This is a genomic window from Crossiella sp. S99.2, from assembly GCF_023094165.1.
Taxonomy (GTDB): domain Bacteria; phylum Actinomycetota; class Actinomycetes; order Mycobacteriales; family Pseudonocardiaceae; genus Crossiella.
Window position 1 is genome coordinate 525,701 of record NZ_JALMDK010000004.1, and the last position, 13,881, is coordinate 539,581.

General features: G+C 69.5%; 13 protein-coding genes, 1 tRNA gene and 1 pseudogene. 6 read left to right on the forward strand and 9 right to left on the reverse strand.

Annotated elements, in window-relative coordinates; genetic code table 11:
- Positions 1-38: 38 nt before the first annotated feature.
- Both MZC64_RS18170 and MZC64_RS18175 read right to left on the reverse strand, forming a co-directional pair.
- Positions 39-368: a pilin gene (locus MZC64_RS18170; RefSeq protein WP_247757894.1), complete on the reverse strand. Its 330-nt coding sequence runs from the start codon at positions 366-368 to the stop codon at positions 39-41.
- 161 nt (positions 369-529) lie between these two features.
- Positions 530-1,519, reverse strand: a complete 990-nt coding sequence (locus MZC64_RS18175) for a hypothetical protein (RefSeq protein ID WP_247757895.1) — start codon at positions 1,517-1,519, stop codon at positions 530-532.
- A 735-nt stretch (positions 1,520-2,254) separates the two neighbouring features.
- On the opposite strand from MZC64_RS18175, the gene MZC64_RS18180 reads away from it, so the two are divergent.
- The 6 genes and pseudogenes from MZC64_RS18180 to MZC64_RS49125 form a co-directional block, all read left to right on the forward strand.
- Entirely contained in the window at positions 2,255-3,022 is a 768-nt protein-coding gene (locus tag MZC64_RS18180; RefSeq protein ID WP_247797716.1) for a hypothetical protein, read from the forward strand.
- A complete protein-coding gene (locus tag MZC64_RS18185) occupies positions 3,015-3,974 on the forward strand; it encodes a site-specific DNA-methyltransferase (RefSeq protein WP_247757897.1) in 960 nt (319 codons plus the stop codon). The genes MZC64_RS18180 and MZC64_RS18185 overlap by 8 nt, the downstream gene beginning before the upstream one ends.
- A gap of 188 nt (positions 3,975-4,162) precedes the next feature.
- On the forward strand, positions 4,163-4,981 hold the full coding sequence (locus MZC64_RS18190; RefSeq protein ID WP_247757898.1) for a recombinase family protein: 819 nt from the start codon (positions 4,163-4,165) through the stop codon (positions 4,979-4,981).
- The gene (locus tag MZC64_RS18195; protein ID WP_247757899.1) at positions 4,981-6,231 is read left to right on the forward strand and encodes a site-specific DNA-methyltransferase; all 1,251 of its coding nucleotides are present in this window, start codon (positions 4,981-4,983) and stop codon (positions 6,229-6,231) included. Before MZC64_RS18190 ends, MZC64_RS18195 begins: the two co-directional genes overlap by 1 nt.
- Positions 6,228-7,352, forward strand: coding sequence for a site-specific DNA-methyltransferase (locus tag MZC64_RS18200; RefSeq protein WP_247757900.1), 1,125 nt, complete (start codon positions 6,228-6,230; stop codon positions 7,350-7,352). Before MZC64_RS18195 ends, MZC64_RS18200 begins: the two co-directional genes overlap by 4 nt.
- 1,149 nt (positions 7,353-8,501) lie before the next feature.
- Positions 8,502-9,071, forward strand: a pseudogene (locus tag MZC64_RS49125) (recombinase family protein); the annotation flags it as partial.
- 30 nt (positions 9,072-9,101) lie between these two features.
- On the opposite strand, the gene MZC64_RS47860 reads toward MZC64_RS49125, so the two are convergent.
- The 7 genes from MZC64_RS47860 to MZC64_RS18230 all read right to left on the reverse strand — a co-directional run bounded on the left by MZC64_RS47860 (position 9,102) and on the right by MZC64_RS18230 (position 13,806).
- The gene (locus tag MZC64_RS47860) at positions 9,102-9,227 is read right to left on the reverse strand and encodes a hypothetical protein (protein ID WP_282105459.1); all 126 of its coding nucleotides are present in this window, start codon (positions 9,225-9,227) and stop codon (positions 9,102-9,104) included.
- A 9-nt stretch (positions 9,228-9,236) separates the two neighbouring features.
- Positions 9,237-9,635, reverse strand: coding sequence for a hypothetical protein (locus MZC64_RS18205; protein ID WP_247757901.1), 399 nt, complete (start codon positions 9,633-9,635; stop codon positions 9,237-9,239).
- Positions 9,636-9,694: 59 nt separating this feature from the next.
- Positions 9,695-9,768, reverse strand: a tRNA-Leu gene (locus tag MZC64_RS18210).
- Between the two features lie 55 nt (positions 9,769-9,823).
- Entirely contained in the window at positions 9,824-10,753 is a 930-nt protein-coding gene (locus MZC64_RS18215; RefSeq protein ID WP_247758291.1) for a DMT family transporter, read from the reverse strand.
- Positions 10,754-10,859: 106 nt separating this feature from the next.
- Complete coding sequence (locus MZC64_RS18220) at positions 10,860-11,810, reverse strand: alpha/beta fold hydrolase (protein WP_247757902.1); 951 nt, start codon at positions 11,808-11,810, stop codon at positions 10,860-10,862.
- Between the two features lie 11 nt (positions 11,811-11,821).
- Positions 11,822-12,532 carry a TetR/AcrR family transcriptional regulator gene (locus tag MZC64_RS18225; RefSeq protein WP_247757903.1) on the reverse strand — a complete coding sequence of 237 codons (711 nt, stop codon included), beginning with the start codon at positions 12,530-12,532 and terminating at the stop codon, positions 11,822-11,824.
- A gap of 50 nt (positions 12,533-12,582) precedes the next feature.
- On the reverse strand, positions 12,583-13,806 hold the full coding sequence (locus MZC64_RS18230) for an FAD-dependent monooxygenase (RefSeq protein ID WP_247757904.1): 1,224 nt from the start codon (positions 13,804-13,806) through the stop codon (positions 12,583-12,585).
- Between the last annotated feature and the right edge of the window lie 75 nt (positions 13,807-13,881).

Below are 13,881 nucleotides of genomic sequence, written 5' to 3' on the forward strand. Positions count from 1 at the left end.
CCGGCCCTGCGTGTGGGGGAGCCTGCCGGTGTTCACGGTCAGGCCCCGACGATCTTCTTGAGGATCTCCACCACCAGTGGCGCCAGCAGCGCCACCAGGTAGCCCAGGCCGGCGCACTTCATCGCCAACTTGCCTTTGGCGGCCTCGCCCGGGTCCCCGCCGGACATGCTGTAGCGGGCGCCGCCGATGCTGAGGAACAGAGTCGCGACCGCGGCGAAGATGCCCAGCAGCCAGAGCTGAATTCTGCTCAGCACCTCCTCCAGCGACTTGGCCAGCGCCAGCACGCCGACCGGGTCGGCCTGCGCCGACGAGGCCATCCCCAGCAAACCCAGGGCAATCGCCGAAAGGACCAGCAGCCAGGTGCGCACGGTCCGACTTCGTGGCGTCCGAGGCGTAGTCATCCGAGGACCCTGGGCAGGGGCAGCCGGGTCAACCGGGCCGATGGCGGTGTTGCCGAGCCAGGGACGAGTGCACCGTCGACCGTCCGAGTCCGGGGTCGCGGGCGGCGCGACGGTGCGCGAGGGCGGGGTCAGGCACATGGGGGCACCTCCGAACAGCGCGGCGAGGCCGGAGTGGTCCCGCACCCCTGAACACCGGATTTCGGGTCCGTTTTGGACATGTGGCGGCAAACTTTGCGCGGACGAGTTCCCAGCCGAGCCGACACGGACAGTGATGGCTCGTCGGTGTCGTGGCCGGTGCACTGGCAGGTGGTGACTGGTCGCGACAGGGCGATCGCGACGGCCACGCGGTTGGTCAGAGAGTCGGTCGGCTCGTCGTCGACAGCGTCGTCACGCAGGTAGGCGAGCAGTCGGTTCTCGGCGCGTTTGCGGGTCTTGTACGCCGCCCACAGCGGTGTCTGGTGGCGGGCCGCCCAGTCCGACAGGACCACGTTCTCCAGCCGGGTCGTACCGATCAGCTCGGCTTCGGCCGGGGTCAGGACTTCCTCCGCGACCGCGCGCGCCAGCACCAGATCCGGATGCCCCCACGGCGGGTGCGGCGGGGTCGAACGGAAGCCCGGAGCAACCGGAATCGGACCCGCCAACGCTTCGGTAAGCGCGTCGTGGCCGGACCGGTAGGCGTCCCACCGCAACCGGAGCATGATCCGCGGTCGGCGCACATCGACGGTCGACAACGCGGCCAGGAAACCGCGCAACACCTCGGCAGCCAGGTCCGCCGGGTCACCGGGGAACCGGGCGGACAGCGACGCGGCGACCGAGGTCAGCGCCGGCAGCGCCACGCCGACCGCGGCGACTGTCCAGCGCGACCCCGAGATCCGCGAGCGCAGTACCAGGTGCGCCCACACCGCGTCCCGGGTGGCCTGCGTGCACCGTCGGGCCAGCAGGTGGTCACGCACCTCGTCCAGCGGCAGTCGGCGAGGCGGCAGGCGTGGAAACAACCGGCCGTCCACGGAAATCGGTTCCGGCCCCGTCACCAACCAGGTAAAGGCGTCGCGTGCGACATCCAGGGAGTTCACCGCGGTCGCGACTTCGGGATCGCGAGCCCACAACTTTGCTGCCATGACGTGACTCCTGCGGCATCGAGGTCAACAACGCCACCAGGAAGCCATGGCCACTACTACTTAAATACTAAAGATCATGAATAAATGATCTATGCGACTACTATTGTTTTACTAATTCACTATCGAACACCGACTTGCGGAGATCGCCTTCGAAGAGTCGGCGACGATCTCAAGCTATCCACGTAAGCGACCCTGAACTGGCCTTTAGTTTTGACCTAGTAACCATCCTGCCGCCCTGCGGGGACTGCACCCAAAGCTTCTCAAGATCACTTAAGCGATCATCTCCGGTCGCGGAAAAATCTTGAAAGTCGTTTTGTTCTCACATCCGCGACGGACATGCTTGACGATGCAGTCGGCGCGTCGTCACTACTGAAAGGCGGTCGACACCCCGGCAACTGCTCGGACTGTTGAGTGTCATCCGCGGGCACGGAAGAAAATTCTCATGGCGTGTCCAAAACGGGACCAAAAAGGGGCTTTAAGGAGTGACAGCAAAAACGCCCCAGACCCGTCCGGGAGCCACCCATGATCCACGGCAACGGCAGCGACCATGACAGCGGCAACTCCGGTTCCCGCCACACACGACGTCTCGAACGGACTCGTGCCTCGGCCTCTCCGCCACGGCGACGAACACCCCGGCTGCCGTTGTCGCACCGGCTCCCGTCCACAGTCTGGCCCTGCGCCCAGGGCGAGCAACGCGAAGACACCGGACTGCTCGCCGACTGGTTGCTGACCGCCGTGGTCAGGATCGTCACCACCTACACCGAACCGGGCCACCGGGTCCTCCTGCTGGCCCCACCGAGCGGCTCCCGACGGACCGCCTCCGGTTCGTCGGCGGTCGGCGGCGGCCGGGGTCACGGTCCGTACGCCGGACTGCACGAGGCGGCCTGGACCGTGGTCCGGCTCGGTCGCGGCATCCAGACCTACACGGCCGGTCCGACCGACAGTCCGACCGATGCTGGCATCGCCGAGCGGTCCGAGCCGCCGGTCCGGGCATCGGACTCGGACCGACACCTTGGCGACACCAGTCCGGATCCCGGCGACACCGGCCGATCCGACTCACGCACTCCGGTCGAGCCGACCGGACGGCGGGCGGCCAATCCTCCGGACCGCTTCGACCTGATCATCACCACTGTCAACCCCCAGGCTCCGCGTTGGGTGCGCACACGGGACTGGGATCGCCTGCTGACCGTTCACGGCACCCTTGCAGTCATCACACACAGTGACCGTCACGCGGGGCGGCTAACCGATCCCACGGGAATGCTCGTGCGCATTGTCCGGGCTGCCGGGCTGACCTTTCGCGATCACGCGGCGCTGCTGTGGGTTCCCGTCCGGCGCGGTGCGCTGGACACCGGCGCGGACTCCGCGACCGACCATCACCTCGTCCCGGCGAGCGTGGTCGGCGCACCGCAGGCACCCGCACAGGTCCACTCCGATCTGCTCATCTTCACCAGGCTCCCGAGCCCTGCCACGGCCACCGGCGACAGGGAGACCTCTGATGTCTGATGGGGTGGTCAGTCCTGGCCCCCGCCCCCTCGCGGCGGCGGAGAAGTTCAACAAAGCAGCTTCGGCGGCGGTGCGGTCGGCGGCGCTGTCGGTGTGGCCGACCGGGCAGCACGATGAGATCGGCCAGCTGCGGGACGGCGGCTACGTGGCTGACACCGCGGCTGACGCTGAGGGGGTCGTGCCCGCAATCGCCGTCTACGCCATCACGACCTACAGCCAGCCAGGTGAGGTAGTGCTGGACCCGGACTGTGGGGCGGGCACCGTTCTGGTGGAAGCGCTGCGCGCGGGTCGGCACGCCGTCGGACTCACTCCGAACGCCCGCTGGTGGAACACCGCGCGCGCCAACGTCACGGCCGCCAAACGCCACGGCGCCTGGCGAGACGGCTCCGTCCTGGACGGTAAGCCGCAACTGCTGGCCACTGTGCGAGCGGCCGGACTGGCCGGTCGCGTAGGACTGGTGCTCACCACCCTGCGCCTCCACGGCGGCTGTGACCTTGGTGGCGGCGATCCGGACAACGCCCTGACGAGGCTGACCCGGACCCTGCGGCACTGTCGGCCGCTGGTGCGCCCCGGCGGGCACGTCATCGTTATCCTCCGGCCGAGGCGGCACGCCGGGGCGCTGCTGGACCTGCCGAGCCCGGTGCTGGCTGCCGGACAAACAGCGGGGCTCATCCCGGCCGCGCGCTGCGTGGCCCTGCTGGCGGAACTGCGCGACAGCCGCTTGGTCACGTGCGCGTCGCTCGCGCAACGCCGGGCCGCCGCCCGCGACCGCGCCGCCGGTGCGCCGACGCTGCTGCCGGTCCATCACGACGTCTTGGTGTTCCGCGTCCCCGCCCTGGCCGAACCTGTTGCCCTCGCCGCCGCCAGAGGCCACCTGCCGCCGATGCTCTCCACGCCGGTGCGGAGGCCCGCAGCCGAAGCCCACCACGGCTGCCGGGGGCGAGCCGCATGAGCCGGCGCCCGTATTGCCGTGAATGCGGCTGGCACCCCCACTACCGCCGCCAGCGGGCCGCCGTGCGCGCCGCGCGCCGACACCGGTGCCCACCCGGCACACCGCACCCCCGCAGCCAGATCACCCACCGCCCTGGCACGGAGTCCGTCTCCGGTGCCCTGCCGCCACGCGACGAACAGGACCCTCACATGATCGAGCACACCCAGCCCACACCGGTCTCGGTGACCGGCACGGCACCGGATGCCACGGTCACCGCCCGGGGAGTCCGGCGGAGGTCGGCCTGGCTCCTTGCCATGATCACCCGGTGCCCCTTCCGGCGACGCTCGGCCTCCGACGACCGGTGCGGGGAACCGTCCGTCCCACCGGCCACGCCCGAGCCCATCGGCACCGCTGGGACCGCCACGTCCCGCACCGCCGACGCACTGCCGCAGCGGGTACGCGACGCGGTGCTGGCCGACTACCACGCCGAGAACATCCGGCGCGCACGTGACGCCGTAGCCGAGTTGATCCGCGCCGGCTTCCACCTCGGGCCGACGCCCTACGGCTACCGCGCTGTCCCGGTGCGCGGCCCGGCTCGGTCCAGTCGGGCAGGCCGTCGGGTCCGACTCGTCGCGGACCCCGTCACGGGTCGGGTGGTGAGTGCGATCTTCCGCTGGCGAGTCCACGAGCGGCTCGGCCACACGGCCATCCTGGCCCGGCTGACCGCCGACCCCCATCGGTACCCGGCCCCCACCTCCCCTGCCACTGGACAGCCCGGAACCTGGGCCGCCTCCACAATCCGGCACATCCTGGCCAATCCGCGCTACACCGGATGCCAGGTCCACGGACGCCGCGTCGCGGGCAGAGCTGTCCCGCCCCAGGCGTGGGTGCGCTCAGCGCCCGACGCGCACGAGCCGCTGGTAGAGGAGGCCACCTTCGCCCGCGCGCAACACCGCGCGCCCCGCCGTAAGGCCGTCGGCCAGGACACCGCGGAGCGGGATGGCATCGGGCCGGGGAGGGCCGTGTGATGCGCGCTCCGTACTTCACCGATTCGCAGGTCACCCTCTACACCGGCGATGCGATCGAGGTCTTGTCCGAGCTAGCCGACTCCTCGGTGCACTGCGTGGTCACCTCGCCGCCCTACTGGGGCCTGCGCGACTACGGCACCGGCACCTGGATCGGCGGGCGAGCCGACTGTGCGCACTCCACCGGCCCCTGCGCCAACTCACTCCCGGCTCGCGGTACGGAAGTTGGCGCTCCCGCCTCGCCAGCGAACCGCGGAGGGAATCCGCCGGCGTGCCCGCGGTGCGGGGCGGTCCGCCAGGACCGGCAATACGGATTGGAGCCCACACCCGAGGCGTACGTGGACACGCTGCGCGCGGTGTTCGCCCAGCTGTCACGGGTGCTGGTCGACACCGGCACTGTGTGGCTCAACCTCGGCGATTCCTACAGCGCCGAGCCACCCGGCCGGACCCGCGACCCGATGCGCAACAGCACGCTGTCGGGCCGGTCGGCGGCGGCGCACTTGCGGGAATCGGTCCGTCACGCTGACGTGCACCGCACGCGCGGTGTTCCCCGCAAGAACCTCATCGGCATGCCGTGGCGGGTCGCGTTCGCTCTCCAACGCGACGGCTGGATCCTGCGCAACGCGATCGTCTGGCACAAGCCCAACGCCATGCCCGAGTCCGTTCGCGACCGGCTGTCCAATCGCTACGAGTTGCTGTTCCTGCTCGTCAGACAACCCACCTACTGGTTCGACCTCGACCCGGTCCGTGAGCCCCTGAGCCGTCCGGAGGCGCTCACCGAAGGAATCGTCATTGGCGGCGGGAAAGGCCAGCACGCCGGAATCGACGCCACCGCGCGGCGACGCGGCCACGCCGTCTACGGCACGTCCGGCAAGTACCACGACACGGCCGCGTTCACCGGCAACCCGCCCGGCCACGCGATGCGCCCTACCGGCAGGCAGCACACCGCCGGTCATCCCCGTGGCAAGAACCCCGGTGACGTGTGGTCCATCACCACCCGGCCACTGCGGGCCGCGCACTTCGCGGCCTTTCCCCTCGACCTGCCGCAACGCTGCATCGCGGCGGGCTGCCCACCGGGCGGCGTCGTGCTCGATCCGTTCAGCGGCGCGGCCACCACCGGACTGGCCGCCCGCAGCCTGGACCGCACCTACCTCGGCATCGACCTCAACCCGGCATTCCACGACATCGGCCTGGACCGGCTCGGGATCGTGCGCAGCGACCACCCCGCCCCCCTGGACCGGAGGGCGTCATGAACACCCCCGGGGTCCGCGACGCCGCAGAGCCGACGCGGCGACCATTCCCCTCCACCACCATCGCGCCCACCGCATCCGGCGACCATGCCCGGCATACCCCGGCCGCCTACCACCATGACCGCGACTTCACCCTCTACGCCGGAGACGCCCTGCGAATCCTGCGCGGGTTGGATGACAGCACCGCTGACTGTGCGGTGACCTCCCCGCCGTACTGGCGCCTGCGCGACTACGCCACCGCCATCTGGACCGGCGGCACCCCGGACTGCCCACACCCCAGCGATGACGAGCATCTGCTCACCTCGGCGAGTCAGTCCCGCCGCTGCCGGCGATGCGGCGCCACGAGCGTAGACGGCCAGTACGGGCTGGAGGCCACCCCCGCCGCCTACATCGACACCCTGCGCCAGGTCTTCGCCGAAGTGCGACGTGTCCTCACACCCGCGGGGACGCTGTGGCTCAACCTCGGCGACAGCTACTCCGCGAACTCCGACGGCTACTGGTGCGCCCAGCCCGGTCAGGACCGGCAACCCCGGTTCCGGCCCGCGGCGGACGTGCCGGTGAAGAACCTGGTCGGGATGCCCTGGCGGGTCGCGTTCGCGTTGCAGGATGACGGTTGGATCCTGCGCAACGCGATCATCTGGCACAAGCCCAACTCCACCCCCACTCCGGTCCGTGACCGCCTGGCCTGCCGCCACGAACTGCTGTTCCTGCTGACCCGGCAAGCCCGGTACCACCTCGACCTCGACCCCATCCGCCAACCGGTCGTCAGCGGTGGGCCGCCGTGCGACATCGCGCAGGCTGCCCTGGCACGGGGTAAGAACCCCGGAGATGTCTGGTCGATCCCGACCCGGCCACAGCGGCACGCCCACCCCGCCGCGTTCCCGATCGAGCTGCCCCTGCGCTGCATCGCGGCCAGCTGCCCGCCTGCCGGCATGGTGCTCGATCCGTTCAGCGGTACCGGCACCACCGGCCTGGCTGCCCGCCACCTTCACCGCCGCTACATCGGCATCGATCTCAATCCTGCCTTCCACGACATCGCCCTCGGCCGCCTGCGCCCTGACGACCGGGCGGTGGCCAAGACCCGGCAGCACGGCGACGCCGAGCAAGTCGACGGAAGGTGGTGACAGTGGGTGGAATCCGTGACGAGCAGGCCCACTCGTTCGGGGCCTCCGTATCGCCGTCTCCAGCGTTAGGCTTTCGGGCCCATAGGAATCGAACAGATGTCGCGGCGGCGTTTCCATTCCCGGACCGATCCGCGGACACGGGCAGCGCCGACGCCGCTACGACTTGGCGCTACGAGCAACCGGTCCGCGGTGGAAGCCGCCACTTCGTTGGCGAAGTGGCCTACGTCAGGGGGGCCGAAGGCCAGCGGCTACGTGGCGAGCTTGCCGCGGTCATCGCGGTTCTCCTGCGCTGGGCAGGGCAACAGCAATCCCTGCCAGAGCAGCGCGGACTAGAAGAAGACGACCGCGCCGCGTGACGTGACATACGCCCGCGAGAACACGACAGCCGCGACTCGGTTCGCAAGAAGAAGGAGAAGGTGACCGTAGATCATGAGTATCGAAGACGACCTCGTGGTCAATCCGCTCTTGCGGACGATCGAACAACGCAGCACAGCCGAAGTCCCCGAGTCGGGGCCATCCGGCCTCTCCGACTACGCGGTGTCGCCGCTGGGCACGTCAACCGCGGCCCTGATGCGCGATGAAATCCGTGTCGCAGTGCTCGGTCGGACTTCGACCGAGGACCAACAAGACCCTCGGCAGTCAATGCTGCGGCAGGTCGGCAACTGCAAGACCGCGCTTCCGGCATCGTGGGTGATCGTCGCCCACTTCTACGACGTCGAGTCAGGCCGCATGGAGCTGGATCAGCGTGGCCAGCGGAAGGACTATGAGCGGTTCGACATCCCGATCGCCCGTGACGGTGGAATCGCGGACCTGCTGGCCGAAGCCACGCACCCCGGCCGACGGTTCGACGTGGTGATCTGCGAAAGCATCGCCCGTGTCGCGCGTCGCCTATACGAGGGTCTATCGGTTGAGCGGGCGTTGGAGCACGCCGACGTGCCCCTGTTCGCCTCCAACGAGCCCATCACCCTCACTGGCAGTCGCGCGCAACGCGTGCTGCAACGCCGGATCAACCAGTCCATCGCCGAGTACGAAGTCTTGAATACTCTCGAACAGTCCTGGGGCGGTTTGTGCACCCACGTGCGCGAGGGCTACAACATCGGTAAGCCTCCGTACGGATACAAGGCGAAGGTCATCCCACATCCCAACCCGATGAAAGCGGACAAGGGGCACACCAAGAGCCGGCTTGAACCTGACGGTGTCCACGCCGAAACGGTCACACAGATCGCCAACTGGCGTTACCACGAAGGGCATGGCTACGGCACCATCGCGGACCGGCTCAACTCCGACCCGGCGCGATACCCGCCACCCGAGCCAGCCGGCGGCAAACGGGCACGAGGGGCCTGGGGCAAGACCAGCGTCTACGAGATCCTGCGCAACCCGAAGTACACCGGATACCAGGTGTTCAATCGACGCGCGTCCCGCTCGAAGCGAGGCAAGGTCAACGACCCGATCAAGTGGGTGTGGTCGCCCAAACCAGTACATGAGCCGTTGATTCCGAAGTGGATGTACGACGAACTCAACGCCCGGCGCCAAGAACGCCGAGGCTCACGCGCCGACAACAAACCCAACGTGCATCCTCAGACTCGCCGCACCTACGTATTGCGCGGCATGGTCTTCTGCGGCTGCGGACGGCGGATGTACGGTAGCCACCGGCACAACAATGCGTACTATTTGTGCTGGCCCAAAAGCAACAATCGTGGCCGCCCCGATACGTATACAGACCACCCCAAGGCGGCCTACCTTCGCGAGTCATCCATCCTCGACGCGGTCTTCCAATTTCTCGCCGACCGGGTCTTCGGGCCTCGACGCCGCGAGATCCTCGCTGCGGATCTGGACGGGCTCGACGACCGTGCCGCTCAACAACGCCAGGCCCAACGCGAACGGCTACAGCGGATCCTCTCCGATCTCACCCGCCGCCAGACCACCGTCCTGCGTCAGGCGCAGGAAGGCGACCCCGACGACCCCTTCGCTCAGGGCCTGCGCACCACCTACAACGAACTGGCAGCCCAGAAGAAGACAGCGCTGACGGCGGTGGCCGACCTCGACGCTGCCGATGAGCGCGAAGCCGACACACCCAGTGTGGACGACATCGCTCTCCTTGACGCTCTGCCCTATCTCAAGCTCAACCTCACCGATGCACCCGAAGAGCACCTCAGGCGCCTGTTCGAGACCATCCGGCTCGCCGTGCGGCTGATCGAGGATACCGATGAGGTGAAGGTCGAAATCAGGCTCCCTGCGGACGACATACCACAGGTCTCCAACCAGGCAGAACGGACCGGCCACACCATGCCATCCTCACGGGTGCCTGCTCATCGAGCAGGCACCCGTGAGGATGCTGTACGTGCCCCGGGTGGGAGTCGAACCCACACTGGACGGATTTTGAGTCCGCTGCCTCTGCCGGTTGGGCTACCGGGGCCTTCTTTCTGGGCACAAGCACCATACGCGATCACCGCCCCACGCCGCTGACGGGGTCACCCGGATCGGGTTGGCGAGGTGTTCGGCGGACTGGCCTGCGCGCCCCGCCCGCTGAGCCGCCCGTGTGCGGCCAGGATGCCCAGCAGCACCAGGGCGGCGCCCACGGGCTGGTGCCAGGCAACGGGTTCGGCCAGGACCAGCACGCCCAGCAGCACGCCGACCACGGGCGTCACGTAGGTCACCGCGGCCGCGTTGGTGGCGCCCCAGTCCCGGACCACCGCGGTGTTCCACACGTAGGCCAGGCCGGTGCCGAAGGCGCCCAGCGCGATCATGCTCAGCAGCACGGGTGCGGACAGATCTCCCGGTGTGTCAAGGAAAGGCGTGGTCAGCAGCATGAGCACGGCGCCGATGGTGACCTGGATGAAGGCCATCGTCACCGCGGGCACGTCCCGGTCGCCGAGGAAGCGGCGCAGGTAGACGAAGGCCAGGCCGTAGCTGGTGGTGGCACCCAGGCAGGCGAGCTGGGCGGGCAGGTCGCCGGTCAGGTCGGCGGTGAACGGGCCGATGATCACCAGCACCCCGGTGAAACCCAGCAGCAGGCCGGTGAGGCGGTCCCGGGTGAGGCGTTCGGTGCGCAGCAGGGCGGCGGCGAAAGCGGTGGTGGCGAGTGGGGTGGTGGCGTTGTAGATGCTGGCCAGGCCGGAGGACAGCCGGGTCTCGGCCCAGGCGAAGAGCAGGAACGGCAGCACGCAGAGCAGCACCGAGACCACCGCCAGGTGCGCCCACAGCCGCAGCTCGCGCGGGATCGTCTGGCGGGTGGCCAGCATCAGCACGCCGAGGGTGAGCGCGCCCAGCAGCAGCCGCCCGCAGACGATCTGCGCCGGGCTCAGCTCGGTGAGCGCGACCTTGATGAACAGGAAACTGGCGCCCCAGGCCAGGGCCAGCAGGCCGAACTGGACCGGGGTGCCCAGCCGGGCTCGGATCATCGGCACGCTGCTCCCTCCGCGGCGACCGGCGCACACCGGGGCCGGGAGGGAGTCAACTCGCCGTGCGGCGGCCTGTCCGGCGGGAATCAGACCGCGAGCTGGGGGCTCACAGCCCGCCCAGGAACTCCAGCAGCGCCTTGTTGACCTCGTCCGGGCGTTCCTGCTGGGTCCAGTGCCCGCAGCCCGGCAGATCGACGACGCCGCGCAGGTCCGGCAGGATCTTCGGCAGCACGTGGTCCATGAACTCCGGCGGGTAGAAGGCGCGCACCAGGTCCCGGTCGCCGCTGATGTACAGGGCGGGCGCGGTGATCCGGGCGTTCTGCCAGGGCGCGGTCAGTTCCCAGTTGCGGTCGATGTTGCGGTACCAGTTCAGGCCGCCGGTGAAGCCGTTGCGCTGGTACTGCTCGGTGTAGGCGTCGATATCGGCCTCGGTGACCCAGCCCGGCAGCGTCTCCGGGTCGGGCATCGCGGCCAGGAACCCGCCGCCCTGGGCGAGCGGGGCCGCGGCCGGGTTCGCGCCCTCGCCGGAGGTGGCGGCCAGGGTCTTGCGGAAGGCGCCGCGGACATCGGCGTTCAGCTCGGCGTCGGCGACACCCGGTTCCTGGAAGTAGATCTGGTAGAAGCCGTCGCCGAAGCGCTCGCGGGCGGCGACCAGCGGCGGCACCGGGCCGCGCGGGCCGGGCGCCACGCTGAGTCCGGCCACGCCGCGGACCAGGTCCGGCCGCAGCATCGCGGTGTGCCAGGCGACCGGGGCGCCCCAGTCGTGGCCGACCACCACGGCCTGCTGGTGGCCCAGTGCCTCGATCAGGCCAACCACGTCGCCGACCAGGTGGAAGATCGAGTAAGCGTCCACCTCGGAGGGCTGGTCGGTGCCGCCGTAGCCGCGCTGGTCCGGCGCGACCACGTGGTAGCCGGCCGCGGCCAGCGGTTCGAACTGGTGCCGCCAGGAGTACCAGCTCTCCGGGAAGCCGTGCAGCAGCAGCACGAGCGGGCCCTCGCCCTGCTCGGCGATGTGCATGGTGATGCCGTTGACGGACACTTCACGGTGCTGTGGCAACGAGATTCCCCTCATTCCGTGGTCGTGACGATGGTGGCCAGCACGGCCGCTCGTCGTTCGTGCAGCAGGGTCAGGCCGGCCTCGGCGGTGGCCCGGACCTCCGCGGCGGTGGCGGTCTCCGGGCCCAGCAACGCGGTCACCGCGCCAGCCATGACCGCCTCGGGATCGGCGACCTCGACCTCGGTCAGCATGTGCGGGTGCGCGGCCACCTGGAAGAAGCCGGCGGTCATCGACCGCAGCGCGTATGCCTGCTCGTCCAGCGGCCAGTCGGCGCGGGCAAGGTGGTGTTCCCGCCACACCGGCAGTACCGCGTACATCAGCGCGCCAGGCCCGAGCGCGCCGACCAGTTCGGTGCTGCGCGGGTGTTCGGCCAGGATGCCGAGCATCTCCACGTCGCCGGTCTGCAGCGCGCGCACGATCGGGCGTTCCAGGGCGACCCGGACCAGCAGCGGGACCAGCCGGTGCGGGCGGGCGGTGTCCGGATCGTCGGTGAAGCGCTGGATGAAGTCGTCGACGACCTCCAGGAAATCCCTGGCGAACAGCCCGACGAACAGGTCCTCCTTGGTGCCCCAGTACAGGTACACCGTGCCCTTGCCGACGTGCGCCTTCTCCGCGATCTCGGCGATGGTGACGCCCTTGACCCCGCGCCGCAGCAACAACTCCCTGGCCACGCTGAGAATGCGGGCGGCCTTCACCGAGTCGTGTTCGACCAGTTGAGCCATCACCGATCCCTTTCCCCAACCAGACCACCCGCGGTCGCGGGTCCACTCCATCATGCCCGCGCGATGTCCAGCTCCTTCATGCGACTGGCCTTCCCGCCCTCCCGCATGGCCTGCAGCAGCCGGCCGATCAGCGGCCACTTCTGCCCGCGCATGAGCACCTTGCGCAGCCCGATCTGGAACCGGCTGGTCGGGGTGAAGAACGCCTGCTGGTCCAGCCCGTTCTGCTGGTAGTACTCGATGCTGGGCCGCAGTTTCGCCTCCCACTCGGTCAGCGCCCGGTCCAGGTCGCCGGGGTGGCGCTCCAGCATCGTGCCGAGCAGGTCCGCGCCGGCCAGCCCGGCCGAGACACCCATGCCCGCGTACAGCGTCACGCACCAGGCCGAGTCGCCGAGCAGCACCACCCGGCCGTCGTGCCAGCGATCCATCTTGACCTGCTCGACCGAGTCGAACAGCAGCTCGTCCGCCTCCTCCATGGCCCGCAGCGCCTCGCCGAGGGCCCGCCCGGTCGGCTTGTCGCCGAAGACCGTGCGCACCCGCTGGACGGGCGGTTCGGTGAACTCGGCGTCCACGTCCTCGGTGCGATAGGACAGCAGCACGGTGGGCGGGTGGTCGGCGAAGGGGAAGATCCACATTGACCGGCCGGGTTCGAGCAGGGTGACGCCGTCCTCCTGGGCCACGTCGGTGAGCCGGTCGGGCAGCGAGAAGGCGGCGATCATGAAGTTGAGCCGTTTCAGGTACCGCTCGTGCGGCCCGAAGACCAGCGAGCGCACCGTGGACCGCAGCCCGTCCGCGCCGACGACCAGGTCGAACCGCTCGGTGCTGGTGTGCCCGTGCACGGTGTTCCGCAACGTCACGTCCACGCCGTCGGCGTCCTGGGCGATGGCGGTGGGCACGGTCGAGTAGCGGATCTCCACGTCCCCGGGCAGCGCGGCGAAGGCGGCCCGTTCGACGTCGCCGCGCAGCATCAGCCTGGGCAGCCCTGGCAGGTCCTTGAAGCCCAGCCCGCGCCGCCGGTTGCCCGCGCGGTCGATGTCGAAGTTGACCCCGTCGGAGGCGGTCCGGTCGGCCATCCCGTCCAGGATGCCCAGCCGTTGCGCCGCCGCCCTACCGGTGCCGAACAGGCCGACGAAGTACCCGCCGGAGCGCCTGGCCGGGGCTTTCTCGATCAGCACCGGTTCCCAGCCCGCCCGCCGCAACCGCAGTGCCGTGGCAATTCCGCTGATGCCCAGTCCGACCACCAGAGCGCGGCGGTCGCGGGTGTTCGTGGTGTCCATGAACCCAGGTTAGACCCAACTGACCAGATTCGTCATTTGGTCAGTTCGTGGCCTGCGTCACCTCCGGAAGGGTGG

Excerpts from the sequence above, each read along its gene's own strand:
- MZC64_RS18175 (WP_247757895.1), bottom strand. The coding sequence starts at position 1,519 with ATGGCAGCAAAGTTGTGGGCTCGCGATCCCGAAGTCGCGACCGCGGTG.
- MZC64_RS18185 (WP_247757897.1), top strand. The coding sequence starts at position 3,015 with ATGTCTGATGGGGTGGTCAGTCCTGGCCCCCGCCCCCTCGCGGCGGCG.
- MZC64_RS18190 (WP_247757898.1), top strand. The coding sequence starts at position 4,163 with ATGATCGAGCACACCCAGCCCACACCGGTCTCGGTGACCGGCACGGCA.
- MZC64_RS18195 (WP_247757899.1), top strand. The coding sequence starts at position 4,981 with ATGCGCGCTCCGTACTTCACCGATTCGCAGGTCACCCTCTACACCGGC.
- MZC64_RS18200 (WP_247757900.1), top strand. The coding sequence starts at position 6,228 with ATGAACACCCCCGGGGTCCGCGACGCCGCAGAGCCGACGCGGCGACCA.
- MZC64_RS18215 (WP_247758291.1), bottom strand. The coding sequence starts at position 10,753 with ATGATCCGAGCCCGGCTGGGCACCCCGGTCCAGTTCGGCCTGCTGGCC.
- MZC64_RS18225 (WP_247757903.1), bottom strand. The coding sequence starts at position 12,532 with ATGGCTCAACTGGTCGAACACGACTCGGTGAAGGCCGCCCGCATTCTC.
- MZC64_RS18230 (WP_247757904.1), bottom strand. The coding sequence starts at position 13,806 with ATGGACACCACGAACACCCGCGACCGCCGCGCTCTGGTGGTCGGACTG.